This is a genomic window from Burkholderia sp. BCC0398 (assembly GCF_902833245.1).
Taxonomy (GTDB): Bacteria; Pseudomonadota; Gammaproteobacteria; order Burkholderiales; family Burkholderiaceae; genus Burkholderia; species Burkholderia sola.
The window spans coordinates 96,361-121,868 of the sequence record NZ_CADFEM010000007.1; the positions used below are offsets into that span (position 1 = coordinate 96,361).

Annotated in this window: 28 protein-coding genes, 1 other RNA gene and 1 riboswitch; of the genes, 14 read left to right on the forward strand and 15 right to left on the reverse strand. The window is 68.7% G+C overall.

The window, feature by feature from the left end; genetic code table 11:
* Positions 1–48 precede the first annotated feature (48 nt).
* From cobU to HWX76_RS17020, 4 genes are read left to right on the forward strand one after another with little or no spacing between them, the layout of a single operon-like run.
* Positions 49–603, forward strand: a complete 555-nt coding sequence (cobU, locus tag HWX76_RS17005; protein WP_050012055.1) for a bifunctional adenosylcobinamide kinase/adenosylcobinamide-phosphate guanylyltransferase — start codon at positions 49–51, stop codon at positions 601–603.
* Positions 597–1,541: an adenosylcobinamide-phosphate synthase CbiB gene (gene cbiB / locus HWX76_RS17010; RefSeq protein ID WP_050012056.1), complete on the forward strand. Its 945-nt coding sequence runs from the start codon at positions 597–599 to the stop codon at positions 1,539–1,541. The genes cobU and cbiB overlap by 7 nt, the downstream gene beginning before the upstream one ends.
* Positions 1,534–2,553 carry a threonine-phosphate decarboxylase CobD gene (gene cobD, locus HWX76_RS17015; protein WP_089488734.1) on the forward strand — a complete coding sequence of 340 codons (1,020 nt, stop codon included), beginning with the start codon at positions 1,534–1,536 and terminating at the stop codon, positions 2,551–2,553. Before cbiB ends, cobD begins: the two co-directional genes overlap by 8 nt.
* A complete protein-coding gene (locus tag HWX76_RS17020; protein ID WP_050012058.1) occupies positions 2,550–3,467 on the forward strand; it encodes a cobalamin-binding protein in 918 nt (305 codons plus the stop codon). The genes cobD and HWX76_RS17020 overlap by 4 nt, the downstream gene beginning before the upstream one ends.
* 104 nt (positions 3,468–3,571) lie before the next feature.
* On the opposite strand, the gene cobC is transcribed toward HWX76_RS17020, so the two are convergent.
* The 5 genes from cobC to HWX76_RS17045 all read right to left on the reverse strand — a co-directional run bounded on the left by cobC (position 3,572) and on the right by HWX76_RS17045 (position 7,954).
* On the reverse strand, positions 3,572–4,156 hold the full coding sequence (gene cobC, locus HWX76_RS17025) for an alpha-ribazole phosphatase (protein WP_050012059.1): 585 nt from the start codon (positions 4,154–4,156) through the stop codon (positions 3,572–3,574).
* Positions 4,141–4,893 (reverse strand): adenosylcobinamide-GDP ribazoletransferase, encoded by a 753-nt coding sequence (locus HWX76_RS17030; protein ID WP_050012060.1) that lies wholly within the window; start codon positions 4,891–4,893, stop codon positions 4,141–4,143. Before HWX76_RS17030 ends, cobC begins: the two co-directional genes overlap by 16 nt.
* 13 nt (positions 4,894–4,906) lie before the next feature.
* Complete coding sequence (gene cobT, locus HWX76_RS17035; RefSeq protein WP_050012061.1) at positions 4,907–5,962, reverse strand: nicotinate-nucleotide--dimethylbenzimidazole phosphoribosyltransferase; 1,056 nt, start codon at positions 5,960–5,962, stop codon at positions 4,907–4,909.
* A 61-nt stretch (positions 5,963–6,023) separates the two neighbouring features.
* The gene (locus HWX76_RS17040; protein ID WP_050012062.1) at positions 6,024–6,842 is read right to left on the reverse strand and encodes an ABC transporter ATP-binding protein; all 819 of its coding nucleotides are present in this window, start codon (positions 6,840–6,842) and stop codon (positions 6,024–6,026) included.
* Positions 6,839–7,954 (reverse strand): iron ABC transporter permease, encoded by a 1,116-nt coding sequence (locus HWX76_RS17045; protein WP_050012063.1) that lies wholly within the window; start codon positions 7,952–7,954, stop codon positions 6,839–6,841. Before HWX76_RS17045 ends, HWX76_RS17040 begins: the two co-directional genes overlap by 4 nt.
* Positions 7,955–7,995: 41 nt before the next feature.
* Positions 7,996–8,245: riboswitch (cobalamin riboswitch) on the reverse strand.
* 154 nt (positions 8,246–8,399) lie between these two features.
* On the opposite strand from HWX76_RS17045, the gene HWX76_RS17050 reads away from it, so the two are divergent.
* The 5 genes from HWX76_RS17050 to HWX76_RS17070 all read left to right on the forward strand — a co-directional run bounded on the left by HWX76_RS17050 (position 8,400) and on the right by HWX76_RS17070 (position 10,960).
* On the forward strand, positions 8,400–8,750 hold the full coding sequence (locus HWX76_RS17050; RefSeq protein WP_006478092.1) for an ATPase: 351 nt from the start codon (positions 8,400–8,402) through the stop codon (positions 8,748–8,750).
* Positions 8,747–9,061 carry a cell division protein ZapA gene (locus HWX76_RS17055; protein WP_006478091.1) on the forward strand — a complete coding sequence of 105 codons (315 nt, stop codon included), beginning with the start codon at positions 8,747–8,749 and terminating at the stop codon, positions 9,059–9,061. Before HWX76_RS17050 ends, HWX76_RS17055 begins: the two co-directional genes overlap by 4 nt.
* A gap of 81 nt (positions 9,062–9,142) precedes the next feature.
* A non-coding RNA gene (gene ssrS / locus HWX76_RS17060) (6S RNA) lies at positions 9,143–9,324 on the forward strand.
* Positions 9,325–9,576: 252 nt separating this feature from the next.
* Complete coding sequence (locus tag HWX76_RS17065) at positions 9,577–10,038, forward strand: EVE domain-containing protein (RefSeq protein ID WP_006478090.1); 462 nt, start codon at positions 9,577–9,579, stop codon at positions 10,036–10,038.
* A gap of 181 nt (positions 10,039–10,219) precedes the next feature.
* Positions 10,220–10,960, forward strand: coding sequence for an SIMPL domain-containing protein (locus tag HWX76_RS17070; RefSeq protein ID WP_050012064.1), 741 nt, complete (start codon positions 10,220–10,222; stop codon positions 10,958–10,960).
* Positions 10,961–11,104: 144 nt separating this feature from the next.
* On the opposite strand, the gene lgt is transcribed toward HWX76_RS17070, so the two are convergent.
* Positions 11,105–12,001: a prolipoprotein diacylglyceryl transferase gene (gene lgt / locus HWX76_RS17075; protein WP_050012065.1), complete on the reverse strand. Its 897-nt coding sequence runs from the start codon at positions 11,999–12,001 to the stop codon at positions 11,105–11,107.
* Positions 12,002–12,090: 89 nt separating this feature from the next.
* On the reverse strand, positions 12,091–13,005 hold the full coding sequence (locus HWX76_RS17080) for a LysR substrate-binding domain-containing protein (RefSeq protein WP_050012066.1): 915 nt from the start codon (positions 13,003–13,005) through the stop codon (positions 12,091–12,093).
* 136 nt (positions 13,006–13,141) lie between these two features.
* On the opposite strand from HWX76_RS17080, the gene ilvD reads away from it, so the two are divergent.
* Together ilvD and HWX76_RS17090 are read left to right on the forward strand one after the other, a co-directional pair.
* On the forward strand, positions 13,142–14,815 hold the full coding sequence (ilvD, locus tag HWX76_RS17085) for a dihydroxy-acid dehydratase (protein WP_050012067.1): 1,674 nt from the start codon (positions 13,142–13,144) through the stop codon (positions 14,813–14,815).
* A 125-nt stretch (positions 14,816–14,940) separates the two neighbouring features.
* The gene (locus tag HWX76_RS17090; protein ID WP_050012068.1) at positions 14,941–15,267 is read left to right on the forward strand and encodes a c-type cytochrome; all 327 of its coding nucleotides are present in this window, start codon (positions 14,941–14,943) and stop codon (positions 15,265–15,267) included.
* 145 nt (positions 15,268–15,412) lie between these two features.
* Here the strand turns inward: HWX76_RS17090 and HWX76_RS17095 are convergent, their stop codons facing one another.
* The 3 genes from HWX76_RS17095 to HWX76_RS17105 are packed head-to-tail and all read right to left on the reverse strand — an operon-like array spanning position 15,413 to position 18,156.
* Complete coding sequence (locus HWX76_RS17095; RefSeq protein WP_176016074.1) at positions 15,413–16,168, reverse strand: DUF2486 family protein; 756 nt, start codon at positions 16,166–16,168, stop codon at positions 15,413–15,415.
* A gap of 25 nt (positions 16,169–16,193) precedes the next feature.
* Positions 16,194–16,610: a DNA polymerase III subunit chi gene (locus HWX76_RS17100; protein WP_176016075.1), complete on the reverse strand. Its 417-nt coding sequence runs from the start codon at positions 16,608–16,610 to the stop codon at positions 16,194–16,196.
* Positions 16,611–16,644: 34 nt separating this feature from the next.
* On the reverse strand, positions 16,645–18,156 hold the full coding sequence (locus HWX76_RS17105) for a leucyl aminopeptidase (RefSeq protein ID WP_050012071.1): 1,512 nt from the start codon (positions 18,154–18,156) through the stop codon (positions 16,645–16,647).
* Between the two features lie 122 nt (positions 18,157–18,278).
* Between HWX76_RS17105 and lptF the strand changes: the two genes are divergently transcribed.
* Genes lptF through HWX76_RS17120 form a run of 3 tightly spaced genes read left to right on the forward strand, consistent with a single transcriptional unit; the run spans position 18,279 to position 20,933 of the window.
* On the forward strand, positions 18,279–19,373 hold the full coding sequence (gene lptF / locus HWX76_RS17110; RefSeq protein ID WP_050012072.1) for an LPS export ABC transporter permease LptF: 1,095 nt from the start codon (positions 18,279–18,281) through the stop codon (positions 19,371–19,373).
* Positions 19,374–19,376: 3 nt separating this feature from the next.
* Positions 19,377–20,525, forward strand: coding sequence for an LPS export ABC transporter permease LptG (lptG, locus tag HWX76_RS17115; protein ID WP_050012073.1), 1,149 nt, complete (start codon positions 19,377–19,379; stop codon positions 20,523–20,525).
* A 27-nt stretch (positions 20,526–20,552) separates the two neighbouring features.
* Entirely contained in the window at positions 20,553–20,933 is a 381-nt protein-coding gene (locus tag HWX76_RS17120) for a CbiX/SirB N-terminal domain-containing protein (protein ID WP_050012074.1), read from the forward strand.
* An 84-nt stretch (positions 20,934–21,017) separates the two neighbouring features.
* On the opposite strand, the gene cobA is transcribed toward HWX76_RS17120, so the two are convergent.
* From cobA to HWX76_RS17145, 5 genes are all read right to left on the reverse strand, one after another.
* The gene (gene cobA / locus HWX76_RS17125; RefSeq protein ID WP_050012075.1) at positions 21,018–21,767 is read right to left on the reverse strand and encodes a uroporphyrinogen-III C-methyltransferase; all 750 of its coding nucleotides are present in this window, start codon (positions 21,765–21,767) and stop codon (positions 21,018–21,020) included.
* A gap of 60 nt (positions 21,768–21,827) precedes the next feature.
* On the reverse strand, positions 21,828–23,144 hold the full coding sequence (locus HWX76_RS17130; RefSeq protein ID WP_050012076.1) for a sulfate adenylyltransferase subunit 1: 1,317 nt from the start codon (positions 23,142–23,144) through the stop codon (positions 21,828–21,830).
* 22 nt (positions 23,145–23,166) lie between these two features.
* Positions 23,167–24,129, reverse strand: coding sequence for a sulfate adenylyltransferase subunit CysD (gene cysD / locus HWX76_RS17135; RefSeq protein ID WP_050012077.1), 963 nt, complete (start codon positions 24,127–24,129; stop codon positions 23,167–23,169).
* 75 nt (positions 24,130–24,204) lie between these two features.
* Complete coding sequence (locus tag HWX76_RS17140) at positions 24,205–24,951, reverse strand: phosphoadenylyl-sulfate reductase (RefSeq protein ID WP_050012078.1); 747 nt, start codon at positions 24,949–24,951, stop codon at positions 24,205–24,207.
* The gene (locus HWX76_RS17145) at positions 24,948–25,490 is read right to left on the reverse strand and encodes a DUF934 domain-containing protein (protein ID WP_050012079.1); all 543 of its coding nucleotides are present in this window, start codon (positions 25,488–25,490) and stop codon (positions 24,948–24,950) included. The genes HWX76_RS17140 and HWX76_RS17145 overlap by 4 nt, the downstream gene beginning before the upstream one ends.
* Positions 25,491–25,508 lie beyond the last annotated feature (18 nt).

Sequence of the window (25,508 nt, forward strand, 5' to 3'; positions counted from 1 at the left end):
GCGGCATTATCGCCCGCGCCGGGTCGCCCGCGCCGTTACAATCACGCGATGATTCCGCACGACCTCACCTTCGTCCTCGGCGGCGCGCGCTCGGGCAAGAGCGCGCATGCCGAGCGGCTCGCCGCCGATAGCGGCCGCCCCGTCACCTACATCGCGACCGCGACCGCCGCCGATCCCGAATTCGCGCAGCGCATCGCGCATCACCGCGCGCGCCGGCCGGCCGACTGGGGGTTCGCCGACGCGAGCGTCGATCTCGCCGGCACGCTCGCGCGGCTCGACGATCCGCACGCGTGCCTGCTCGTCGACTGCCTGACGCTGTGGCTCACGAACCTGCTGTGCCCCGCCGACGGCGCACCGCTCGACGACGCGCAGTACGCGGCCCAGGTCGAGCGGCTCGAGCACGCGCTGCGCGGCGCGCACGCGAAGGTGATCGTCGTCAGCAACGAGATCGGGCTCGGCGTCGTGCCGCTCGGGTCGGTCACGCGCCGCTACGTCGACGAGCTCGGCCGCCTGAACCAGCGCGTCGCCGCGCTCGCGACGCGCGTCACGCTGCTGGTTGCCGGGCTGCCGCTCGACCTCAAGGCGGGCGCGCCGTCATGCTGATGCTGTCGCTGCCCGTCGTCGCGATGCTGGCGGTCGCGGCCGCGATCGTCGACCGCGCCATCGGCGAGCCGGCCGGCTGGCATCCGCTCGTCGCGTTCGGCCGCGTCGCCGCGCGCATCGAAGCCGCGCTGAACACGGGCCGGCGCGGCCGCGTAGTCGGCGTCGCCGCGTGGCTCGCGGCGGTCGTGCCGCCGGTGGCCGTCGCGGCATGGCTCGTCGCCGTGCTGCCCTGGCCGTTCGCGGCGGCGCTGCACGTCGCGCTGCTGTGGTTCGCGCTCGGCGCGAAGAGCCTCGCCGACCACGTCGCGCCGATCGCCGCCGCGCTGCTGCGGCACGACCTCGACGCGGCGCGCACGCTGACCGCGCGCATCGTGTCGCGGGACACGAGCAACGCGGACGAAGGTGCGCTGTCGCGCGCGGCCGTCGAATCGGCGCTCGAAAACGGCAACGACGCGATCTTCGGCGCGCTCTTCTGGTTCGTCGTCGCGGGCGGCCCCGGCGCGTTGCTGTTCCGGCTCGCGAACACGCTCGACGCGATGTGGGGCTACCGCACGCCGCGCTTCCTGACCTTCGGCTGGGCCGCCGCGCGCCTCGACGATGCGCTGAACTGGATTCCCGCGCGCCTCACCGCCGCGAGCTACGCGCTGCTCGGCGACACGGCCGCCGCGTGGCGCTGCTGGCGCACGCAGGCGCGCCACTGGGACAGCCCGAACGCGGGCCCCGTGATGGCCGCGGGCGCCGGCAGCCTGAACGTGCAGCTCGGCGGCCCGGCCGTCTATCACGGCGAGATCGAGGATCGGCCGGCGCTCGGCACCGGCGCCACGGCCACCGCCCTTCACATCGTCGCCGCGCTGTCGCTCGTCACGCGCACGCTCGCGCTGTGGCTCGCGCTGCTGGTCGCGAGCGGCGCACTCGTCATGGCCTCCCATCATGTCTGATTCATCCATCGCGCACGGCGGCAACCTGCACGAAGCCGCCCGCCGCCACGGCATTCCGTACGACGCGTGGCTCGACCTGTCGACCGGCATCAATCCGGTCGGCTACCCGGTTCCGCCCGTGCCGGCCGACGCGTGGCGCCGGCTGCCCGACGACGGCGACGGCCTCGCGGCCTGCGCCGCGCGGTACTACCACGCGCCCGACGCCGCGCACGTGCTACCGGTTGCCGGCAGCCAGGCCGCGATCCGCGCGTTGCCGGCGTTGCTGTCGGCCGGCGACGCAGGCGTCGCGGCGCTCGCGTACGGCGAATACGCGCCCGCGTTCGCGCGCCACGGCCATCGCGTCGTCGCGCTCGACATCCGCGCGGATACGCTGCCCGCGACGCTGCGCCACGTCATCGTCGGGAATCCGAATAATCCGACCGCCGAATTCATGCCGACCGCGCGCTTGCTCGGCTGGCACGCGCAACTGGCGGCACGCGGCGGCGCGTTGATCGTCGACGAAGCGTTCGCCGATACGGGCGCGACGCCATCGCTCGCGCCGCAGGTCGATCGTCCAGGGCTCGTCGTGCTGCGCTCGGTCGGCAAGTTCTTCGGGCTGGCCGGGATCCGCGCGGGCTTCGTGCTCGCGGATCCCTTGCTGATCGCCGCGCTGCGCGACGTGCTCGGCGCGTGGACCGTCAGCGGCCCCGCACGCCATGCGGTCGCCGCGGCATTCGCCGACCGCGCATGGCAGGCCGCCTCGCGCGAGCGGCTCGGGGCCGACGGCGAACGACTGGCCGCGTTGCTGCGCGCGCACGGCTTCGCGGTGCGCGCGACGCCGCTGTTCAGCTGGACCGACGATCCGCGCGCCGCGGCGCTGCATGCGGCGCTCGCGGCGCGCGGGATCTGGACGCGGTACTTCCCGACGCCGTCGAGCGTGCGCATCGGCCTGCCGGGCAGCGAAGCCGAATGGCGGCGCCTCTGCGATGCGCTCGCACATTGCGCACCGCTGCTGCAGCGGGCCTCCGCATGAGTTCACGCGTGTTCCGTCGGCTGACGCCAGCCGCGCTGCTGGTCGCGCTCGCTCACGCGCCGCTCGTCCACGCCAACGTCACGACCCGCGACGACGCCGGCAATACGGTCACGCTGCCCGCGCCCGCGCAGCGCGTGATCAGCCTCGCGCCGCACGCGACCGAGCTCGTCTACGCGGCCGGCGGCGGTGCGAAGCTCGTCGGCACCGTCACGTACAGCGACTATCCGGCCGCCGCGCAAGCGGTGCCGCGCGTCGGCGACAACAAGGCGCTCGATCTCGAACGCATCGCCGCGCTGAAGCCCGACCTGATCGTCGTCTGGCGGCACGGCAACGCCGAGCGGCAGACCGACGCGCTGCGCGCGCTGCACATCCCGCTGTTCTTCAGCGAACCGAAGCATCTCGACGACGTGTCGTCGTCGTTGCGCCGGCTCGGCACGCTGCTCGGCACGCAACCGGCCGCCGATGCCGCCGCGGCCGCCTTTACGCGGGACATCGCGACACTGCGCGCACGCTACGCGGCACGCCCGCCCGTCGCGATGTTCTTCCAGGTGTGGGACCGCCCGCTGACGACGCTCAACGGCACGCACCTGATCAACGAAGTATTCGAACTTTGCGGCGGCCGCAACGTGTTCGCGTCGCTCAAGCCGCTTGCGCCGACCGTGACCGACGAGGCGGTGCTCGCGGCGAATCCGGAAGCGATCGTGACGACGAGTGCCGGCGCGACCCGTTCGAACGAACCGCTGCCGAGCCTCGCGCGCTGGCGCGCGTGGCCCGCGCTGACGGCCGTGGCGCGCAACAACCTGTTCGCAATCGACGGCGATCTGCTGACGCGGCCGGCGCCGCGGATCGCGCAGGGTGCGGCCGCGCTGTGCGAGGATCTGGAGGCCGCGCGTGCGCGGCGGCCGGCGCGCTGATTTCCGGCGGGTTGCGGTGCATCGTGCACCGGTGCCGGATGCGTGCGGTGCTCGAAACAGATCGCTCCGTGCGCAGCGCAGTTCACATGCAGACGCAAGTGCGCCTATGCATCCCAGTGCACGACTTCCCACGTTCGCGCGGCGCCCTCCCTGCGCAGCCACACCGCCCCGCCCGTCGGCACCGGCCGCGACAGCAACGTGTCGAGCGGCACGCGCAACACATGCGACGCGAATGCGCGGATCACGCCCGCATGCGTGACGACCCATTGCGGTCCGTCGAACGCCGCAAGCGCATCGGCCTGCCGCGCCACCCGCGCGACGAATCGCGCGACGCTTTCTCCGCCGTGCGCGCACGCATGCATCAGGTCGGCCGCCCACGCATCGAGCGCTGCGCGATCGATATCGTCCCAGCGCTGCATTTCCCACGCGCCGAAATCCATTTCCTGCCAGTCGTCATCGCCCAGCAGCGGTACGTCGAATGCCCGCGCGAGCCGTTCGGCAACCGACGCGCAGCGCGTCAGCGGGCTCGTCCGCACCTGTTCGGGCGACGGCGCACTTAGTTCCGCCAGATGCATGCGCACGGCCTGCGCGCCGCCATCGGCCGATTCGGCGAGCGGCACGTCGCTGCGCCCATAGCAGACGCCCGGCTCGATGCCGACGGCCGGATGACGGATCAGGACGACGTCCATCCGAGCACCACCAGATAGATCGCCAGTTCGCCCAGTTGCTGCGCGAAGCCGAGACAGTCGCCCGTATAACCGCCGATCCGCTTCACGAAATAGCGGGCCGCCCACGCGCGCACGAGCACGAGCGCCACGCAGGCGGCAACGCCCATGCGCCAGTCCGGCCAGAACAGCCACGGCAGTCCGAACACCGCCGCGACGCACGCCGCACGTGCGTCCATTCGTTGCGCGACCGGCTTCGCCTTGCCTTCGGGCCGCACGTAGTCGAGCGTCATCAGCAGGCTCACGGCCATCGCGCGGCTCGCCGCGTGCGCGGCGATCATCGTCCATGCGGCGCGCAGCGGCAGCATCGACGCCAGCGCCTGCCATTTCAGGCCGAGCGCGATCACGAGCGCAACGGCGCCGAACGTGCCGATCCGCGAATCGTGCATGATGCGCAGCACGTCGTCGCGCGTGTAACCGCCGCCAAACGCATCGCAACTGTCGGCGAGGCCGTCTTCGTGGAACGCGCCGGTCGCGAGCAGCGTCGCGGCCATCGACAGCCCGACCGCGATCGATGGCGGCAGCACGCGCAGCGCGACGAGATAGACGAGCGCGCCCCACGCGCCGACGCACGCGCCGACGAGCGGGAAATAGCGCGCGGCCTGGTCGAGATCGCCGGCCGCGTAGCCGATCGAGCGCGGCACGGGTACGCGCGTGAAATAGCCGAGCGCGACGAAGAAGTAGCGCAGCTCGGCGCGCATGCCGCGCACGCGCTCAGGCGTCACGATCGTCGACGCCGGCGGATTCGAAGCTCGCCATCTCGCTGAGGAACGCGGCCGCCGCGCGCACCAGCGGCAGCGCGAGCGCGGCGCCCGTGCCTTCGCCGAGCCGCAGGTCGAGCGCGAGCAGCGGCTTCGCGCCGAAATGCTCGAGCATGCGCCGGTGGCCGGCCTCGTGCGACGTATGCGAGAACACGCAGTAGTCGCGCACGCCGGGCGCGATGCGCTCGGCGACGAGCAGCGCGGCGGTCGCGATGAAGCCGTCGACGAGGATCGTCATCCGCTCGCTCGCGGCCGCGAGGTACGCGCCGGTCATCATCGCGATCTCGAAGCCGCCGAACGTCGCGAGCACGTCGAGCGGCGCGATCGCATGCGAGTGCTTGACGAGCGCGCGACCGAGCACCGCACGCTTGTGCGCGAGGCCCTGATCGTCGAGGCCCGTGCCGCGGCCGACGCAGGCGTCGATCGGCACGTCGAGCAGGCGGCTCATCAGGCACGCGGCCGACGACGTATTCGCGATCCCCATCTCGCCGAAGCCGATCACGTTCGTGCCGAGCGACGCGTGCAGGCGCACGCGCGCCGCGCCCGCGGCCAGCGCCGTCATCGCTTCTTCACGCGTCATCGCGGGTTCCGCCGCGAAGTTGCGCGTGCCGCGCGCGACCGGAACCGACACCAGCCGGTCCGACAGCGGCAGCGGCGACGCGACGCCCGCATCGACGATCTCGAGCGTGCTCTGCGCGACGCCCGAGAACGCGTTGATCGCCGCGCCGCCGGCGAGGAAGTTCGCGACCATCTGCGCGGTCACCGCCTGCGGATAAGGGCTGACGCCCTCGGCCGCGATCCCGTGGTCGCCCGCGAACACGATCGTCACCGGACGCTGCACGACCGGCCGCTCGGTGCGCTGGATCAGGCCGATCTGCAGCGCGAGCGCCTCGAGCTGGCCGAGGCTGCCGGGCGGCTTGGTCTTGTGGTCGATCACATGCTGCAGGCGCGTGCGCAGCGCGTCGTCTAGCGGCGCGATCGCGGGCGGGAATTGGGTCGAAGTGGTCATCGAGGGGCCGTATGGTGGGCGCGGCATGCGCCGCGCATCGGAAAATTCGGAACGGGAAAGATCATTGTCGCGCGGGCCACGCCGGCAACAGCGCATCGCGGCCGTTCTCGCGGATCAGCACGAGCGGATAGCCGAACGCGTCGCTCGCGCGCTCCGGTGTCAGCACATCATGCACGCGGCCGGCCCACGCATGCCCGCGGCCGTCGAGCAACAGCGCATGCGTCGCGAAACGCCGCGCGAGATTCAGGTCGTGACACGAAAACATCACCGTGCGCGGGCCCGCCGCGAGCCAGGCGGCCAGCGCGGTCAGGCAGTCGATCTGGTGATGCAGGTCGAGATGCGCGAGCGGTTCGTCCAGCAACATCAGCGGCGCATCCTGGCACAGCGTCGCGGCCAGCGCGACCCGCTGCCGCTCGCCGCCCGACAGCGACATCACGTCGCGCGACGCGAGCGGGTTCAGGTCGAATGTCGCGAGCGCCTCGCGCGCGGCCGCGCGGTCGCCGTCGCGCTCCCAACCCCAGCCGCCGAGATATGGAAAGCGGTTGAGCAGCACCGTGTCGAACACGGTCGCGCTGAACGCATCGTGCAGTTGCTGCGGCATCAGCGCGCGGCGCTGCGCGAGTTGCTCGGGACGCCATGCGGCAAGCGGCCGACCGTCGATCTCGACGTGTCCGCCGGCGGGCGGCTGCAGTCCCGCGAGCGTGGCGAGCAGCGTCGTCTTGCCCGCGCCGTTCGGCCCGGCGACGCACCAGATCTCGCCGGGGCGGAACGCGTGCGTGAAGCGGTCGAGCAGCGTGCGCGCGCCGGCCTTCAGCGTCAGGTCGACGGCCATGTAGCGCATGTCGCCGGCAGCGGCGTGCGGTGCTGCGGTGCCTGTCATCGCATCGGCCTCCTCAGCAACATCCACAGGAACACGGGCACGCCGATCAACGCGGTCATCACGCCCACCGGCAATTGTGCGGGCGCGATCGCGGTGCGCGCGAGCAGGTCGGCCGCCATCACGCCGCCACCGCCCGCGAGCATCGCGGCCGGCAGCAGCATCCGCTGGTCGTTGCCGAACGCGAGCCGCAACGCGTGCGGCACGACGAGGCCGACGAAGCCGATCGTACCGGCCGTCGTGACCGCGGCCGCGGCGGCCAGCGACGCGACGAGATAGATCCGCACGCGCAGCCGCGCGACCGGCACGCCGAGCGCCTGCGCGGTCGCGTCGCCGCGCAGCAGCACGTTCAGTTGCGGCGCGGCCGGCAGCGCGGCGCATGCGCTCAGCAACAGCGCGCCCCACGCGAACCACGGCGCCGTCGCGCCGTTCAGGTCGCCGGTCAGCCAGAAGATGATGCCGCGCAGCCGTGCATCGGGCGCGAGCGACAGCAACAGCGTGACGAGCGCGCCCCACCCCGCCGCGATCACGACGCCCGTGAGCAGCAGCCGCGGCGATGCGTCGCGCGATTCGCCGCGCCACAGCTCGCGCCTCGCGAGACCGAGCACGAGCGCGACCGAGACGAGCGAACCGGCGAACGCCGATGCGTCGACGAGCCACCATGCGCCGCCCGCGATCATCGCGACGAGCGCGAAGCCGGCCGCGCCGCCGGACACGCCCAGCACGTACGGCTCCGCGAGCGGATTGCGCAGCAGCACCTGCAACAACGCGCCGGCCAGCGCGAGCAGCGCGCCGCACGCGAAACCCGCGAGCGCGCGCGGCAGGCGCAGCGTCCGGACGATATCGGCAAACAAGGTATCGCCGCCGTGCGGCACGAGCGACGCGAGCGCCTGCCACGGCGACATCGGCACGCTGCCGATCGACAGCGACGCGACGAACAGCAGCGCGACCACGGCGGCCAGCGCGGCCCAGATGACGGTGGCGCGCGCGGCGCTCATGCGGCGCACGGCCGCGCGCCCGACGCGCGGTGCATCCGCTTGCGGTGGCCGGCCGGGCGCGACAGGGGCGCGTGGCGAACGATTGGGGTCGGCATCGAAGAACGTTCCGTGAAGCATTGCGCGCCCCGCTTCCCCGCAGGCCGCGCGTCATGGAGCCCTTGCGGGCTCCCCGTCTCGGCCGGTATCCGGGCTGGCGGCGGTCCGGCTCGCCTTCCCGCGCGATGACGCGCAGTGGCCCGCGCCTGCGTGCGACCTGCACGCGAAACGCGCCAGAGCCGGCCTGCGTCACGCGACGCGGCCGCTTACCGTTGCGGGGGCAGCGCAGGTTGGCGCGCTCGCGGAGCCCGCACCCTGCTTCCCGTTTAACCGCGCATCCTGCGCGCGAGCACCGAGGCGGCGCCAGTTTAGGAGCCGGTCGCGCGAGCGTCAAGGAAGCGTCCGGACCGGCGTCGGACATGCCTATTCGCGGCAAGAAGCAGGGGTGTTACGACTGGAAACGTTACAGATGTCGGATTGCGCGGTATTCCGCGCTAAAATGCTGGGTCTTTAGAGGACGCAGCAAATGCTCAACGAACTCGAAACCCTGTCTCAAAATATTGGCCGTCTGATTTCGCTGAACAAGCGCTATCACTCGGAACGGCTCGCGCTCGAGGAGCAGGTCGCGCAATTGCGCGCGGAAGCGGATACGGTCCGCGCGGAACTCGCGCAGCTGCGCGACGAACGCAATGCGCTCGCGGCCGAGCGCGACACGCTGTCGGCGAAGATCGACGACGCCCAGGTGAAACTGAACGCGATTCTCGAAAAGCTGCCGCGCTCGAAGAGCGCGGAGCAAGCCGACAACCAGCTCGACCTGCTGGATGCGCAGGCGCGCACGGATGGCGATGACGCGGCCAGCCACGGAGAACATGCATGAGCACCAAGCAGATCGAAGTCTCGATTCTCGGTCAGCCCTATCGGCTCGCCTGTTCGGCCGAGACCGAAGCGGCGCTGCTCGAAGCGGTCGCGCGCGTCGATGCCGAAATGTCGAAAATCCGCTCGAACAGCTCGGTGCGCGGCACCGATCGCATCGCGGTGATGGCGGCGCTGTCGCTTGCGTCGGAATTGCTGCGGCTGCAAACGAGCGTGCGGCACGGTGAAGCATTTCCGGCGGAAGAAATCCGTCGTACAATGCACCAGATGAACGAACAGCTCGGCGCGGTGCTCGCACAGCACGAGACGCAGTAACGTTTGAAACGATGCGTCGATTCCGCTTGATCTCGACGGTCAACGGTGGTCAAATTGGCGCATCGAAACACAGTTCAGTCAGCTTCCCTGCCTGGTTCGCCAAGGTCATATATTCCTTGAACCAATGCCATGTGCACGGTTGCGGAAATTTGTAGCACGGGCGCGCGCGTCACTCTGTCTGATGTACCCGAAGTGCTGCTAACTGCGACCAATTCTGAACCTCAGGTTCAGGATGCCGGCCTAGCGGCCAAGGCGGGGGCCTATCCAACGGCATCGGGAACTCCCGATGCCGTTTCCTTTTTGAGGGGCTGTTTGCATGCGGAACGCGCATGCGAATGCCCGAAATCGCTCGCAGGGCAAGAAGTGAGGAGCGCCGTTTGGCCGAGCCAAACAAGTGACGAGCGACGCCGCCATGCGGGCGATTTCGGGCATTCCCGTGAATTGTATTTTTCGTTTGGGGTGCGCGTTCCGCATGCAAACAGACCCTCATGCCCCTTCTGCGTCGATTACGATCCATGCAATATTGGCTGATGAAGTCCGAACCGGACGAAGCAAGCATCGACGATCTCGCCAACGCACCGCAGCGCTCGCTGCCGTGGACCGGCGTGCGCAATTATCAAGCGCGTAATTTCATGCGCGACACGATGAAGATCGGCGACGGCGTGCTGTTCTATCACTCGAGCTGCCCCGAGCCGGGCATCGCGGGCCTCGCCGAAGTATCGTCCACGCCCTACCCCGATCCCACACAGTTCGATCCGAAAAGCCCCTATTACGACCCGAAATCGACGCAGGAAGCGCCACGCTGGCTGCTCGTCGACGTGCGCTTCGTGAAGAAGTCGCCGCTCGTGCCGCTCGCCGCGCTGCGCGAGCACGACGAGCTCGCCGACATGCGCGTGCTCGCCCGCGGCAACCGGCTGTCGATCACGCCCGTCACGCGCGCGGAATGGCGGTTCATCACCGAAAAGTTGATGAAGTAGGCACCGGCCAAAAGGTCAAATCTGTTCAGTACGCACTGCCGCAACGGAACTCGCGGCGCTTTCGCGCAGCCTAAGCAACCGCTGTCGGCCGATCGGCCGGCCGTCGTTTTTTTCGTCGCGCGGTACGCCCGCGTCGCGCACGCGTGATCCGCGTGCGCGCCCTCGCACAAGGAGTCCAACAATGACCAAGAAATCCGCACTCGCGCTGTCGCTCGCTCTCGCCGCCGCCGTTCCCGTCGCGCTGACGCTCGCGTCGCCCGCCGCGCACGCCCAGACGGCGAACCCGCACTTTCCCGAGCCGGCCGGCGTGCTGTCGCTTTCGTCGCAGGCCAGCGCCGACGTGCCGCAGGACATCATCCACATCACGCTGTTCTACGAGCAGCAGGCCAAGGACCCGGGCAGCCTCACCGCGCAGCTGAACCAGCGCGCGGATGCGGCGCTGTCGCAGGCGAAGGGCGTGTCGGGCGTCACCGCGCACACGGGCGCGTTCTCCGTGTATCCGAGCACCGATCGCGACGGCAAGATCTCCGCATGGCGCGGCCGCACCGAGGTCGCGCTCGAATCGCGCGATTTCGCCGCGGCGTCGAAGCTGGCAGGCCAGTTGTCGAACCTGATGCAGGTTGCGAACGTCGAGTTCTCGCTGTCGCCGGAAGCGCAGCGCACGGCCGAGCAGAAGCTCACGACCGAAGCGATCAAGTCGTTCCGCGCCCGCGCGGACGAAGCCGCGAAGGCGTTCGGCTACAACAGCTACACGATCCGCGACGTGAACGTCGGCAGCGGCCGCAACGTGCAGCCGTACCCGCGCATGATGGCGATGGCCGCGGCGCCGATGGACAGCGCGAAGATGAGTGCGCCGATCGCGGTCGAAGGCGGCAAGGCCACCGTGTCGGTCACCGTCAACGGCTCCGTGCAGATGAAGTAACGCAGTAACGCGCATCGCGCCGTTGTCGGAAACGAAAACGCCGGCCCGAGGGCCGGCGTTTTTCATGTGCATCCGGGTAACCGATGCGCACGCCGATCGCGCGTACATCGATACCGCGTCATGCAGCGACCTCACGCAGCCACTTCAAGCAGCCGCATTCGCGTTCGCCGCGCGACGGCGATACGCCCAGACCATCATCGCGATACCCGCGAGGATCATCGGCAGCGACAGCCACTGCCCCATCGACAGGCCGAGCGCGAGCAGGCCGAGGAAGTCGTCGGGCTCGCGCGCGAACTCGACCGTGAAACGTGCGAGGCCATAACCGATCAGGAACAGCGCGGATATCGCGCCCATCGGCCGCGGCTTGCGCGCGAACAGGAACAGCACGAAGAACAGCGCGATGCCCTCGAGCGCGATTTCATAGAGCTGCGAAGGATGGCGCGGCAGCATCTGGTATTGCATGAACACGTCGGCGAGATGCCACTTCTCGACGAGTGCCGGATGTTTCGGCAGCCATGCCGCGTCGTCGCGCATCGCCCCCGGGAACAGCATCGCCCACGGCGCCGTCGGATCGGTCACGCGGCCCCACAGCTCGCCGTTGATGAAATTGCCGAGCCGCCCCGCTGCCAGCCCCAACGGCACCATCGGCGCGACGAAATCGGTGACCTGCAGCCAGTGCCGCTTGCGCTGCCACGCGAACAGCATCATCGCGAGCGTCACGCCGAGGAAGCCGCCGTGAAACGACATGCCGCCTTCCCACACCTTGAACACGTCGAGCGGATGCGAGAAGTAGAAATCGGCCTTGTAGAACAGCACGTAGCCGAGCCGGCCGCCGAGCACGGTGCCGAGCACGCCGTAGAACATCATGTCGTCGATGTCCTTCGCGGTCCAGCCCTGCGCGGCGACATACGGCAGCTTCAGGCGGATCCGGCCGACGACGATCGCCGCGATGAAGCCGACGAGATACATGAGGCCGTACCAGCGCACGGCCAGCGGCCCGAGATGGATCGCAACGGGGTCGAAATTCGGGTGAATGATCATGGGTTAGCGAAGAAGTTTTCGAATACGGTACGGCCGTCGCACACGTGCAGGACCGCGCGTTGGACGGCGCCCGCGCGCCATCGTTCACGTCACGCGGCCGGACCCTGCGCGCGCACGACGTCGATGAAGCCGGCGAGCACGGGGCTCACGTCGCCGGTGCGCCACACGAGGCCCGTCTCGACGACCGGCGCGTGACCGGCGAGCGGCCGGTAGACCACGCCGGTGCGCCGCAGGTTACGCAGCGATTGCGGCACCAGTGCGACGCCCATGCCGGCCGACACGAGGCTGACGATCGTCTGCATCTGGATCGCCTCCTGGCCGATGCGCGGAGTTTCCCCCGCCGCGCCGTAGCAGCCCGTAATGATGTCATAAAAGCCGGGCGCCAAACGGCGCGGAAAGATCACGAGCGGAAACGCGGCGACGTCGGCGAGCTGCACGGGCTCGTCCTCGGGCGCGTCGGACGCCCCGGCCGGCATCGCGACCACCAGCGGCTCGCGCACGACGGGCAGGTACGACAGCCCGGCCGCGTGGCGCGGCGGCACGGGCGGAATGATAAGCCCGGCGTCGATGCGCCCGGCGACGAGTTCGTCGATCTGCACGTCGCTCGTCGCTTCCGTGAGCTGCAGCCGCACCTGCGGATAGCGCGCGCCGAACGCGCGCAGCAACGACGGCAGCAGCCCGTAATCGGCGGTCGACACGAACGCGAGCGACAGCGAGCCGGCCTCGCCGCGCGCGAGCCGCCGCGCCATCGGCGGCAGCGCATCGGCCGACGCGAGCAGCCGGCGCACCTCCGGCAGCAGCGCCGCGCCGACCGCCGTCAGCGCGACCGAGCGCTTGGTGCGCACGAACAGCGCGACGCCGAGCGCGTCCTCGAGCGCGCGGATCGCCTGCGACAACGGCGGCTGCGTCATCGACAGCCGCTCGGCCGCGCGGCCGAAATGGCGCTCGTCGGCGACGGTCGCGAAATAGCGCCACTGGCGCAGGTCGGGGATCGGATCGGCCATGCTCGACTCATTCGTAAAACGACTTAATAGGTGACAAATAATATATTGGACATCCCAGAACGGAAACTCCATGCTTGATCGACCCACCCGGCGCACTGTTCGCGCCGGCGTCGCCAAAACAACGATGGAGCTCCCCATGTCGTACAACCGCCGCTCTAAAAACATCACGCAAGGCGTGGCCCGTTCGCCGAACCGCTCGATGTACTACGCGCTCGGCTACCAGAAGGACGATTTCGACAAGCCGATGATCGGCATCGCGAACGGCCATTCGACGATCACGCCGTGCAATTCCGGCCTGCAGCGGCTGTCGGACGCGGCGGTCGACGCCGTGAAGGCGGCCGGCGCGAACCCGCAGATCTTCGGCACGCCGACGATTTCGGACGGCATGTCGATGGGCACCGAAGGGATGAAGTACTCGCTCGTGTCGCGCGAAGTGATCGCCGACTGCATCGAAACCTGCGTGCAGGGCCAGTGGATGGACGGCGTGGTGGTCGTCGGCGGCTGCGACAAGAACATGCCGGGCGGCATGATCGCGCTCGCGCGCCTGAACGTGCCGGGCATCTACGTGTACGGCGGCACGATCCGCCCGGGCAACTGGAAAGGTCGCGACCTGACGATCGTGTCGTCGTTCGAGGCTGTCGGCGAATTCACCGCGGGCCGGATGTCGCAGGAGGATTTCGAAGGCGTCGAGAAGAACGCGTGCCCGACGTCGGGTTCGTGCGGCGGGATGTACACCGCGAACACGATGAGCTCGTCGTTCGAGGCGCTCGGGATGTCGCTGCTGTATTCGTCGACGATGGCGAATCCCGACCAGGAGAAAGTCGATTCGGCCGCCGAATCGGCGCGCGTGCTGGTCGAGGCCGTGAAACGCGACCTGAAGCCGCGCGACATCATCACGAAGAAATCGATCGAGAACGCGGTGTCGGTGATCATGGCCACCGGCGGCTCGACCAATGCGGTGCTGCACTATCTCGCGATCGCGCACGCGGCCGAGGTCGACTGGACGATCGACGACTTCGAACGCATCCGCAAGCGGGTACCGGTGATCTGCGACCTGAAGCCGTCGGGACAGTACGTCGCGACCGACCTGCACCGGGCCGGCGGGATTCCGCAGGTGCTGAAGATCCTGCTCGATGCGGGGCTGCTGCACGGCGACTGCATGACGATCACCGGCCGCACGATCGCCGACGAGCTGAAGGACGTGCCGGCCGCGCCGCGCGCGGATCAGGACGTGATCTTTCCGATCGACCGCGCGCTGTACAAGGAAGGCCATCTGGCGATCCTGAAGGGCAATCTCGCGGAAGACGGCGCGGTCGCGAAAATCACCGGCCTGAAAAACCCGGTGATCACGGGCCCGGCGCGCGTGTTCGACGACGAGCAGAGCGCGATGGATGCGATCCTCGGCGACCGGATCCGGGCGGGCGACATCCTCGTGCTGCGCTACCTCGGCCCGCAGGGCGGCCCCGGCATGCCGGAAATGCTCGCACCGACGTCCGCGATCATCGGCAAGGGGCTTGGCGAATCGGTCGGCTTCATCACGGACGGCCGCTTCTCGGGCGGCACCTGGGGCATGGTGGTCGGCCACGTCGCGCCGGAGGCGTTCGTCGGCGGCACGATCGCACTCGTGCAGGAAGGCGATTCGATCACGATCGACGCGCACCGGCTGCTGCTGCAACTGAACGTCGACGATGCGGAACTCGCACGCCGCCGCGCCGCGTGGCGGCAGCCCGCGCCGCGCTATACGCGCGGCGTGCTCGCGAAATTCGCGGCGCTTGCCCGGCCGGCGAACCAAGGGGCGGTCACGGGTTGAGGCAGGGCACCATCTCATGCGACCCCGATAAACGGGCCACCGGGGGAACGCGCAAAACGTGCTTCCCCTTTGCTTCTATAATGCGCGGACCATGAAGCCGGCCATCCCCGCCGGCGGAGAACCGCATGAAACAGACGATATTGCGCGTGCTGCTCGCGACGCTGCTGACCGGCGGCGCGGCGGCGGCGCGCGCCGACCAGGCCGACGGGCTCGCGCTCGCGCAGCGCAAGAACTGCATGGCCTGCCATGCGATCGGCAAGCCGCTGATGGGTCCGTCGTTCCACGACATCGCCGGCAAGTACGCGACGCGCAACGACGCCGCCGATTATCTTGCGCAATCGATAGTGAAAGGCAGCGTCGGCGTATGGGGCAGCGTGCCGATGCCCGCCAACACGCAACTGACGGGCACCGAAGCCCGCACGCTCGCCCAGTGGGTGCTGTCGGTTCGCTGAATCGGATATCCGCGCGACGCACCGACGCGGTGTGCAGGGCGTGGCAGGCAGGCAACCGCGTACCGCCCGACCGGCGGCACATCACCGCCGGCTTCGCAGGCCCTTACTGGACCGCCCCCTTTTCACCGCCGCGAGCGATTGCCGTTCAGCCGGAGTGACCGGCGCGGCGGCGGGCGATCTCTTCATCGACCGCATCGCGTACCCAGTCCATCACCTCGGTTTCCAGCGCGAGGGCGACTTCGCGCGTGACCTGGCCGACCAGCCAGGCCGAATGCTCGTGCAGCGCATCGCGACAACGCGCTTCGATGGCCTCGCGCCCCGGCCCGGTCAGATAGTTCGTCAGGCGATTGCGAAGCCGTTCGGCGATGTGCTGCGCATCTTCCGGCGTCAGCGCGGCGGCGTCCGATGCTTCCGGTTGCAGCGCTGCGCTCGGCAGGACCGCCTCCGGCATTGCCGCGTCCGGCGCGTGCCCGGCCGCTTCGTGCGCAATCGGGGCGAACGTGTGCTGCGGCAGACCGTCATCGACCAGCGACGAGCGCAGCGGCGCCGTCATCACCGCCACCTCTTCGGCAACCACGTGCTCCGATGCGCCGGGTCCGGCCGGCGCATCGGTGTCGCCCGCAGCGGCGGCCATCGCCACGTCGCCCGGCAACTCGACGGTCGGCACGTGCGGTGTCGGCACGGGTTCGACCACGACGGAATCGGGGTCGGCTTCGGTTTGACGGGATTCGGCCGGCGCGGCCGCGGCGGCGCCCGGTGCGATCACGTCGGTGAGCACCGGAATCGCCGCGCTTCCGTGCGGCCCGGGTGCGGCAGACGCGGGCGAGCGCGCCGGCGCCGGCTTGCCGGGCACCAGCACGTCGGTCAGCGTCGGGATCGAGGATGAATCGTCTTCTGTCACGGGAACACTCCGTCGACGGTTGCGGCTAGCCGCCCTGCTTGTAGTTGTTCAGCGCGTAGCCGCGGTCGCGGTAGAACCGGTAGCGGTCGCGGCCCGCGGCCAGCTCGTCCGGCGCGTTGCCGACCACTTCGAGCAGGCGCTCGAAGCGGGCGAACTGCGCGGGCACGGTCGCGCCGAGGTTCAGCAGCACGTGATGATGCGGCGCGCGGTCGAGATCGGCGGCCAGCACGATCGGCGTACCGGCTGCGTGCTCGCTGTCGACGCCGCAATGCGGGATGAAATCGAGCGGCGAGAACGTCCAGAGCCGCTCGTCGAGCACGCGCAGGCGCGCGGGCTCGGCGAGCACGACGACTGGCTGCCCGGCCAGATAGGCCTTGCGCAGCAGCCGGCACGCGTACGCGAGCGAATCGCCGACGTTCGAGTGGAAATCGATCCGCGTCATTGCCCGCGCACCCGCGGCGTCGTCCGCCCCGCCATCACTGGCCGGCGCGGTCGATCAGGAACTGCGCGAGCAGCGGCACCGGACGCCCCGTCGCGCCCTTCGCGGCACCGCCCTTCCATGCGGTGCCCGCGATGTCGAGGTGAGCCCACGGATAGCTGTCGGTGAAGCGCGACAGGAAGCATGCGGCCGTCACGGCGCCGGCCGGACGCCCGCCGATGTTCGCGAGATCCGCGAAATTCGACTTCAGCTGATCCTGGTATTCGTCGTCGAGCGGCATGCGCCATGCCGGGTCGTTCGCCTCGCGCGATGCGTCGAGCAGTTCGCCCGCGAGCGCGTCGTTGGTCGAGAACAGCCCGCTGTTGTGGCCGCCCAGCGCGATCACGCACGCGCCCGTCAGCGTCGCGACGTCGATCACGGCGGCCGGCTTGAAGCGCTCGGCATACGTGAGTGCGTCGCACAGGATCAGGCGGCCTTCGGCGTCGGTGTTCAGGACCTCGATCGTCAGCCCCTTCATGCTGGTGACGATGTCGCCCGGCTTCGTCGCGTTGCCGCCCGGCATGTTCTCGCAGGTCGGCACGATCGCGACGACGTTGATCTTCAGGCCCATCTCGGCGACCGCGCGGATCGTGCCGAGCACCGAGCCCGCGCCGCACATGTCGTACTTCATCTCGTCCATGCCTTCGCCCGGCTTCAGCGAGATGCCGCCCGTATCGAACGTGATGCCCTTGCCGACCAGCACGACCGGCGCGGCCTTCGCGGCGCCGCCCTGGTAGTGCAGCACGATGAACTGCGGCGGCTCGACCGATGCGCGCGCGACCGACAGGAACGACCCCATCTTCAGCGCCTGGATCTGCTTGAGCCCGAGCACTTCGGCCTTCAGGCCCCAATCCTTCGCGATCTGCTTCGCGGTGTTGCCCAGGTAGGTCGGCGTGCAGACGTTGCCCGGCAGGTTGCCAAGGTCGCGGGTCAGATCCATCCCGTTCGCGAGCGCGACGGCCTGCTTGATCGCGACCTTCGCGGCCTTTTCGTCGGCCGGATCGACGCTGAACACGACGCGCTTGAGCGTGTGCGACGCCGGTTCCGGCTTGCTCTTCATCTGCGTGAAGCGGTACGTCTCGTTGCGCAGCGCGAGGATCGCGGCGCGCACGCCCCAGTCGGAGCTGCGCTCGTCGACCGGCAGTTGCGCGAGCGAGAACGTGACCTGGACGACCTTGGTCGCCAGCAGCGCGCGCCACGCGGCCGTCACCGCATCGTTGTAGGCTTTCTGATTGAAAGCATCCTGCTTGCCGAGCCCGACGAGCAGCACGCGCGACGCGCCGATGCCCGATACTTCGTGCAGGAACAGCGTCTTGCCGCGCTTGCCGTCCATGTCGCCGGCCTTCACCACGCGCGAGATCAGCCCCTTGGTGGCCGTGTCGATGTCGAGCGCCGCGCCCGACAGCGTCTGCGCCTCGAAGATGCCGAGCACGATGCAGTCGGACTTCCCGGTCAGGAACCCCTTGGCTTCGCCTTTGCTCCAATCACAGCCTTTTATGCTAAAGTCCATCGCGCTTGTCCTCGGATAAAATCTGGGCTAAGGATGAAAGCCGCAATTATCCGCTATTTTTCCCGTGGCGGCGCGAGCGCCCCACCACGCGTGCGCAGCCTCCCGCCCTCTTCTCATCAAGAATGATCTTCGAACGCTCCCTCCAGCGCGAGCTTGCGTATACGGCTGGCGCCGTGTTCATGGTGCTGCTCACGATCATGCTCACGACGATGATGATTCGCATCGTCGGCTACGCCGCGTCCGGCGAAATCGATCCGCGGGACGTGCTCGTGCTGATCGGCCTGACCGTGATCGGCTATCTCGCCGTGATGCTGGTCGTCACGCTGTTCGTGTCGATCCTGTTCGTGCTGACCCGGTGGTACCGGGACTCCGAAATGGTCGTGTGGCTCGCGTCTGGCGTGAGCCTCACCCGCCTCATCAAGCCAATCGGCGTGTTCGCCGCGCCGATCATCCTGCTGATCACGTTCTTCGCGTTCGTCGGCTGGCCGTGGTCGAACCAGCAGAGCAAGCTGATCAAGGCGCGCTTCCAGCAGCGCGACGAAATCTCGCTGCTCGCGCCCGGTCAGTTCCGCGAATCGGCCGCGAACCATCGGGTGTTCTTCATCGAGAAGATGTCGCCCGACCAGAGCAAGGTGCAGAACGTCTTCGTCACGTCGACGGAAAACGGCAAGCTCAACGTGGTCGTGTCGCAAACCGGCCATACGGAAACCTCGAAGGACGGCGATCGCTTCGTCGTCCTCGAGGACGGCCGCCGCTACGACGGTACGCCCGGCCAGCCGAACTTCAAGATCATGGAGTTCGAGCGCTACGGCGTGAAGATCACGAGCAAGCCGGTCGTCAACGTGCAGACCACCAACAGCACGCCCACGCCCGACCTGCTGCGCAACCCGACGCGCGACAACCTCGCGGAATTCGCATGGCGCGCGGGGCTGCCGCTGATCGCGATCAACCTGATGGTGCTCGGCATCCCACTCTCGTACCAGAACCCGCGCCGCAGCCGCACGATCAACCTCGTGATGGCCGTGCTGATCTACCTCACGTACTCGAACCTGCTGAACGTCGTGCAGGCGCAGATCGAGCAGGGCAAGATGTCGTTCGGCGTCGGTCTGGTCGGCCTGCACGTGCTCGTCGCGGCGATCGTCGCATTCATTTTCTGGTTGCGCGTGCGCAATCGTCCGCTGTTGACACGCGCGCTGTTCGGCCGCTCGGGAGCATGATCGATGCGGCTCTATGAAAAGTACTTCGCGCGGCAAATTTACGTCACGTTCGTCTTCATCCTGTTCGCGTTCTCTGGTCTGTTCTTCTTCTTCGACCTGATCAGCGAACTGAATTCGGTCGGGCACGGCAACTACAAGTTCGGCTACGCGGTGCTGCGCGTCGCGCTGCAGACGCCGTCGCGCTTCTACGAGATCATCCCGGTCGCCGCGCTGATCAGCGCGATCTACGTGTTCGCGCAGATGGCCGCGAACTCGGAATTCACGATCTTCCGCGTGTCGGGCCTCGCGACCAACCAGGCGCTGCGCTCGCTGCTGAAGATCGGCGTGCCGCTCGTGATCGTCACCTACCTGATCGGCGAATTCGTCGGCCCGTACGCCGACCAGTTGTCCGAACGCGTGCGGCTGCAGGCGCTCGGCGCATCGGTGTCGTCGAACTTCCAGTCGGGCGTGTGGGTGAAGGACACGCTCGCGGCCCGCGAGAACGGCGAGCAGGTCACGCGCTTCGTCAACGTCGGCAGCCTGTCGCCCGACTCGACGATCAGCAACGTGCGCATCTACGAATTCGACTCGAAATTCCAGCTGCAGAACGTGCGGATCGCGCAGACCGGCCGCTACGAGCCGCCCGGCCACTGGCTGCTGACGGGCGTCACCGAAACCGAGCTGACGCCGATCAAGCCGATCAGCGGCCAGCCGGCCGATGCGCTGAACCCCGTGTACCGGTCGCAGCAGGTGTCGCTGCCCGAATACCGGCTGCGGTCCGACCTGACGCCGCAGATCCTGTCGGTGCTGCTCGTGTCGCCGGAGCGCATGTCGATCATCAACCTGTTCCGCTACATCCAGCACTTGCGCGAAAACCAGCAGGACACGCAGCGCTACGACATCGCGCTGTGGCGCAAGCTGCTGTATCCGTTCGCGGTGTTCGTGATGCTCGTGCTGTCGCTGCCGTTCGCGTATCTGCACACGCGGGCCGGCGTGGTCGGCGTGAAGGTGTTCGGCGGCATCATGCTCGGCATGAGCTTCCAGCTGCTCAACACGCTGTTCTCGCACATCGGCACGCTGAACACGTGGCCCGCGCCGCTCACCGCCGCGACGCCGGGCCTCATCTATCTCGCGCTCGGCCTGTTCGCGCTCAAATGGGTCGACCGGCACTGAGCGCCGCGTCGCGACGGAGGCTTCGACATGCATTCGCACGGTATCGTCCTGTTCGGCCACGGCGCCCGCGACCCGCGCTGGGCCGAGCCGTTCGAGCGGCTCGCCGCGCGGCTGCGCGGCGCCTCCCCGGCCGCGCAGGTGTCGCTCGCGTTCCTCGAACTGATGACGCCGTCGCTCGGTGAGGCCGTGGCCGCGCAAGTCGCGGCCGGCTGCGCGCGCATCACCGTGGTGCCCGTATTCTTCGGCCAGGGCGGCCATGTCCGCCGCGACCTGCCGCAGCTCGTCGACGCATGCCGCGCCGCGCATCCGGGCGTCGAGATCCGTTGCGCGACGGCGGTCGGCGAAGACGACGGCGTGCTCGACGCGGTCGCGCGCTATTGCATCGAGCAGGTCGGCGACGACACGTAGCAGCCGGCGCATTCGTCGTACCCAACGAAAAAGCGCCGGCATCTGCCAGCGCTTTTTTCGTTTGGGACTGCGTTCGAGCCGCGCTCAGGCGGCATTGCGGATTGGATCGCCCGCCTGCGCGAGCCGTGCGCGTTCGGCGAACGCATCGCCGATCATCAGCAGGCTCGGCTCCGCCGGATCGAGCCACGCCTGCGCGTCGCCGGCCGCCATCTGCGCGAGCGTGAGCGTCAGCGTGCGTTCGCGCGCGGTGCTGCAGGCCTCGACGATCGCCACCGGCGTCGCCGGCGCACGGCCGGCGTCGATCAGCTCCTGCGCGATGCCGGGCGCGCTGTCGCGGCCCATGTAGTAGACGATCGAATCGGCGCGTGCGGCTTCGCGGATCTCGTCGCTGCCCGGTGCGCGGCTGTGCGTCGCGAACGCGACGCTGCGCGACACGCCGCGCAACGTCAGCGAACGCTTCAGCGTCGCCGCGCCGGCCAGCGCTGCGGTGATGCCCGGCACGACCTCGTAGTCGATGCCGGCCGCTTCGAGCGCCCGCATTTCCTCTTCGGCTCGGCCGAACAGCATCGGATCACCACCCTTCAGCCGCACGACGCATGCATGCTCGCGCGCCGCATCGACGATCTGCTTGTTGATGAAATGCTGCGCGGTCGAACGCTGCCCGCAGCGCTTGCCGACCGCGATCTTGCGCGCGCTCGGCGCATAGTCGAGCATCGCGGGCTCGACGAGCGCGTCGTGCAGCACGACGTCGGCCTGCTCGAGCAGCCGCACGCCGCGTACCGTGATGAGATCCGCGGCGCCCGGCCCTGCTCCGATCAGATATACCTTGCCCATGTTTGTCGCTTCGCTAGGGTCCTGCCGCGGCGGCCGGTTCGCCGCCGCGCAGATTGACGATTACGCCGAGAACGCGCGGATCATGCCCGCGGCGACCGTGTGATGCGTCGCCTCGTCGATCAGCACGAACGCGCCCGTACCGGGGTGCGCATCGTAGGTGTCGCAGACGATCGGCTTCTGCAGCGTCAGCGCCACGCGGCCGATGTCGTTCATCTTCAGTTCCTGACGGTCGGTCGCGTGCGACAGCGTATGCACGTCGAGCACCTGCTTGACCGCGCCGATCTTCGCGAAGACCGTGCTGGTGGTCTGCTTCAGCAGGTACTTGCGCTGCTGCGACAGCGGCGCGTCGTCGAACCAGCACAGGTCGGCTTCCAGCTTCTTGGCCGGCTCGACCGGCTCGGCCGTCGTGACGAACATGTCGCCGCGCGACACGTCGACGTCCTCTTCGAGACGGATCGTCACCGTCTGGCCCGCGAACGCATGCGCGACCGACGCGGTGCCGCCCGGCACCGGTGCGACGATCTCGGCAACGGTCGCGGTGCGGTTCGACGGCAGCACGACGATCGCGTCGCCGACCTTCACTTCGCCCGACTCGATCCGGCCCATGTAGCCGCGGAAATCGTCGGCCGAGCTGCCGTCCTGGCGCGCGACCCACTGCACCGGGAAGCGCAGCGCGTCATGCGCCTGCGTCTCGACCGGCAGCGACTCGAGCACGTCGAGCAGCGGCTCGCCCGCGTACCACGGCATGCGCTCGCTCGCGCCGACGATGTTGTCGCCCTTCAGCGCCGACACCGGCACGAAGCGCACGTCGGTCAGGCCGAGCTGCTTCGCGAGCGCGACGTACGCGTCGCGGATCTCGTTGAAGCGCGCCTCGCTGTAGTCGACGAGGTCCATCTTGTTGATCGCGACGATCACGTGCTGCAGCCCGAGCAGCTTGACGATCGCGCTGTGGCGCTTGGTCTGCGGCAGCAGTTGCACGACGCCGTTCTCGACCGTGATGCGCGTCGCGTCGATCAGCACGATCGCCGCGTGCGCGGTCGATGCGCCCGTCACCATGTTGCGCGTGTACTGCTCGTGGCCCGGCGTGTCGGCGATGATGAACTTGCGCTTCGCGGTCGCGAAGTAGCGGTACGCGACGTCGATCGTGATGCCCTGCTCGCGCTCGGCTTCGAGGCCGTCCGTCAGCAGCGCGAGATCGAGCTCGTCGCCGACCGTGCGCTTGTTCTTCGCGCGCGACAGCGCGGACAGCTGGTCGGACAGCACGGCCTTGCTGTCGTACAGCAGGCGGCCGATCAGCGTGCTCTTGCCGTCGTCGACGCTGCCCGCGGTGATGAAGCGCAACACGCCGAGGTCTTCGTTGTTCTCGATGATGCTCATGATGTGAATGTCCTCGTGTGCTTCAGAAATAACCTTGCTTCTTGCGCTGTTCCATCGCGGCTTCGGATGCCTGGTCGTCCATCCGGGTCGCGCCGCGCTCAGTGATCTCGGTCACCGCCGTCTCGGCGATGATCTTCTCGACGTCGTCCGCGTCGCTCTCGACCGGGCACGTGCAGCTGATGTCGCCGACCGTGCGGAAGCGCACTTGCGCGAGCTCGCTCGTCTCGCCGTCACGCATCGGCGTGAGCGGCGTGACCGGCACGAGCAGCCCGTTGCGGCGCACGATCTCGCGCTGGTGCGCGTAGTAGATCGACGGCAGTTCGAGATTCTCGCGTGCGATGTACTGCCACACGTCGAGCTCGGTCCAGTTCGAGATCGGGAACACGCGCAGATGCTCGCCCTTGTGCAGGCGGGCGTTGTACAGGCTCCACAGTTCCGGGCGCTGCGCCTTCGGGTCCCACTGGCCGAATTCATCGCGGAACGAGAAGATGCGTTCCTTCGCACGTGCCTTCTCTTCGTCGCGGCGCGCGCCGCCGATCAGCGCCGTGTAACCGTGCTGCTCGATCGTTTCCAGCAGCGTGACGGCCTGCGCGGCATTGCGCGAATCGGTTTCGCGGCGCAGCACGACCGTGCCGCGCTTGATCGAATCCTCGACGTGGCCGACCACCAGCTCGGCGCCGAGCTCTTGCGCACGGCGATCGCGGAAGTCGATCACTTCCTCGTAGTTGTGGCCCGTGTCGATGTGCACGAGCGGGAACGGCAGCGACGTCTTGCGGCTCGCGCCGAGGCCGAAGGCCTTCAGCGCCAGATGCAGCACGACGACCGAATCCTTGCCTCCCGAGAACAGCAGCGCCGGCTTGCTGCATTCGGCAACGAGTTCGCGCAGGATGTGGATCGACTCGGCTTCGAGCCAGTCGAGGTGGCCCATGCGGCTGCTGTCGCCGGTGGGCGGGGCAAAGGCGGATTGCTCGAGCGTCGTGCTCATGATTTCAGTCCTTCTCTTCTGGGTTCGTGCCGCCCGCTGTCGCAGGCGGCGCAATATTCAGTTTCTTGTCGGTCTTCAGTGCGCGGCGCCGGCTTCGGCGTTCGCGGGAATCGGCGTGATCGTCGTGATGTGCAGCCCGCATTCCTTCGTGTCGCGCGACTCCCACCACCAGCGGCCCGCGCGGCTGTCTTCGCCCGGACGGATCGCGCGCGTGCACGGCTCGCAGCCGATGCTCGGGTAGCCGCGCGCATGCAGCGGGTTGACCGGCACGTCGAACGCCTTAAGGTACGTCCACACGTCGGCTTCCGTCCAGTCGGCGAGCGGGTTGTACTTCGCGATCCCGCGCGCTTCGTCCTGTTCTTCCTCGTGCAGCTCCGCGCGCGTGACCGACTGCTCGCGGCGCTGGCCCGTGACCCACGCGCCGACGTCGGCCAGCGCGCGGTTCAGCGGCTCGACCTTGCGGATGTGGCAGCACGACTTGCGCAGCTCGACGCTCTCGTAGAACGCATTCAGACCGTGCTCGGCCACGTACTGGTCGACCGCGTCCTGCCGCGGATGGAACTGCTCGATCTCGTAGCCGTAGCGCTCGCGCACGCGGTCGATCATGCCGAGCGTTTCCGCGTGCAGGCGGCCCGTGTTCAGCGAGAAGATGCCGATCGACACGCCCTTCGACAGGATCGCGTGCGTGAGCAGCATGTCTTCCGCGGCGAGGCTGCTCGCGAATTTCACCTTGTCGTGACGCTCGCCGATCTGCGCGAGCAGCGCGTCGAGGCGCTCGACCTTCGCGGCAAGCTCCGGCGTCAGCGCGGTGACGGTGCTCATGCGCTCACCTTCGTGTCGACCGCCGCCTCGCGGCGGCGGAACAGCGGCGCCGGCTCGTCGAACGCGCCCTGGTAACGCTGCGTGAATTCCGTGAACGCATTCAGCGCGTCGTGGATGTCCTTGTCGGCACGCACCGCGAATGCGTCGAAGCCGCAACGCGACATGTACAGCAGCTGGTCGCGCAGCACGTCGCCGATCGCGCGCAACTCGCCGGTCCAGCCATGGCGCTCGCGCAACAGGCGCGCGATGCTGTAGCCGCGGCCGTCCGCGAAGCGCGGGAAATCCACGGCGATCAGCGAAATCGCGCCGAAGTCGGCCACGAGATCGGCCGGTTCGCTGTCCGGCGCGAGCCACACGCCGAGCTCGTCCTTCGTCTTCGCGGCGACGAGCGCCGCGCGCTCGGCCTGCCACCACGCGAACGGCACGAGCACCTTGCCGGCCGGCAATGCGTCGACCGCGGGCAGCGCACCGTCTTCCGCCGCGCGCACGACCTGCCATGCGTCGTCGATCACTGCGCGGTTCTTGATAATCGAAGCCATCTGCAAATTCCCTCTACC

Excerpts from the sequence above, each read along its gene's own strand:
- cobU (WP_050012055.1), top strand. The coding sequence starts at position 49 with ATGATTCCGCACGACCTCACCTTCGTCCTCGGCGGCGCGCGCTCGGGC.
- cbiB (WP_050012056.1), top strand. The coding sequence starts at position 597 with ATGCTGATGCTGTCGCTGCCCGTCGTCGCGATGCTGGCGGTCGCGGCC.
- cobD (WP_089488734.1), top strand. The coding sequence starts at position 1,534 with ATGTCTGATTCATCCATCGCGCACGGCGGCAACCTGCACGAAGCCGCC.
- HWX76_RS17020 (WP_050012058.1), top strand. The coding sequence starts at position 2,550 with ATGAGTTCACGCGTGTTCCGTCGGCTGACGCCAGCCGCGCTGCTGGTC.
- cobC (WP_050012059.1), bottom strand. The coding sequence starts at position 4,156 with ATGGACGTCGTCCTGATCCGTCATCCGGCCGTCGGCATCGAGCCGGGC.
- HWX76_RS17030 (WP_050012060.1), bottom strand. The coding sequence starts at position 4,893 with ATGCGCGCCGAGCTGCGCTACTTCTTCGTCGCGCTCGGCTATTTCACG.
- cobT (WP_050012061.1), bottom strand. The coding sequence starts at position 5,962 with ATGACCACTTCGACCCAATTCCCGCCCGCGATCGCGCCGCTAGACGAC.
- HWX76_RS17040 (WP_050012062.1), bottom strand. The coding sequence starts at position 6,842 with ATGACAGGCACCGCAGCACCGCACGCCGCTGCCGGCGACATGCGCTAC.
- HWX76_RS17045 (WP_050012063.1), bottom strand. The coding sequence starts at position 7,954 with ATGCTTCACGGAACGTTCTTCGATGCCGACCCCAATCGTTCGCCACGC.
- HWX76_RS17050 (WP_006478092.1), top strand. The coding sequence starts at position 8,400 with ATGCTCAACGAACTCGAAACCCTGTCTCAAAATATTGGCCGTCTGATT.
- HWX76_RS17055 (WP_006478091.1), top strand. The coding sequence starts at position 8,747 with ATGAGCACCAAGCAGATCGAAGTCTCGATTCTCGGTCAGCCCTATCGG.
- HWX76_RS17065 (WP_006478090.1), top strand. The coding sequence starts at position 9,577 with ATGCAATATTGGCTGATGAAGTCCGAACCGGACGAAGCAAGCATCGAC.
- HWX76_RS17070 (WP_050012064.1), top strand. The coding sequence starts at position 10,220 with ATGACCAAGAAATCCGCACTCGCGCTGTCGCTCGCTCTCGCCGCCGCC.
- lgt (WP_050012065.1), bottom strand. The coding sequence starts at position 12,001 with ATGATCATTCACCCGAATTTCGACCCCGTTGCGATCCATCTCGGGCCG.
- HWX76_RS17080 (WP_050012066.1), bottom strand. The coding sequence starts at position 13,005 with ATGGCCGATCCGATCCCCGACCTGCGCCAGTGGCGCTATTTCGCGACC.
- ilvD (WP_050012067.1), top strand. The coding sequence starts at position 13,142 with ATGTCGTACAACCGCCGCTCTAAAAACATCACGCAAGGCGTGGCCCGT.
- HWX76_RS17090 (WP_050012068.1), top strand. The coding sequence starts at position 14,941 with ATGAAACAGACGATATTGCGCGTGCTGCTCGCGACGCTGCTGACCGGC.
- HWX76_RS17100 (WP_176016075.1), bottom strand. The coding sequence starts at position 16,610 with ATGACGCGGATCGATTTCCACTCGAACGTCGGCGATTCGCTCGCGTAC.
- HWX76_RS17105 (WP_050012071.1), bottom strand. The coding sequence starts at position 18,156 with ATGGACTTTAGCATAAAAGGCTGTGATTGGAGCAAAGGCGAAGCCAAG.
- lptF (WP_050012072.1), top strand. The coding sequence starts at position 18,279 with ATGATCTTCGAACGCTCCCTCCAGCGCGAGCTTGCGTATACGGCTGGC.
- lptG (WP_050012073.1), top strand. The coding sequence starts at position 19,377 with ATGCGGCTCTATGAAAAGTACTTCGCGCGGCAAATTTACGTCACGTTC.
- HWX76_RS17120 (WP_050012074.1), top strand. The coding sequence starts at position 20,553 with ATGCATTCGCACGGTATCGTCCTGTTCGGCCACGGCGCCCGCGACCCG.
- cobA (WP_050012075.1), bottom strand. The coding sequence starts at position 21,767 with ATGGGCAAGGTATATCTGATCGGAGCAGGGCCGGGCGCCGCGGATCTC.
- HWX76_RS17130 (WP_050012076.1), bottom strand. The coding sequence starts at position 23,144 with ATGAGCATCATCGAGAACAACGAAGACCTCGGCGTGTTGCGCTTCATC.
- cysD (WP_050012077.1), bottom strand. The coding sequence starts at position 24,129 with ATGAGCACGACGCTCGAGCAATCCGCCTTTGCCCCGCCCACCGGCGAC.
- HWX76_RS17140 (WP_050012078.1), bottom strand. The coding sequence starts at position 24,951 with ATGAGCACCGTCACCGCGCTGACGCCGGAGCTTGCCGCGAAGGTCGAG.
- HWX76_RS17145 (WP_050012079.1), bottom strand. The coding sequence starts at position 25,490 with ATGGCTTCGATTATCAAGAACCGCGCAGTGATCGACGACGCATGGCAG.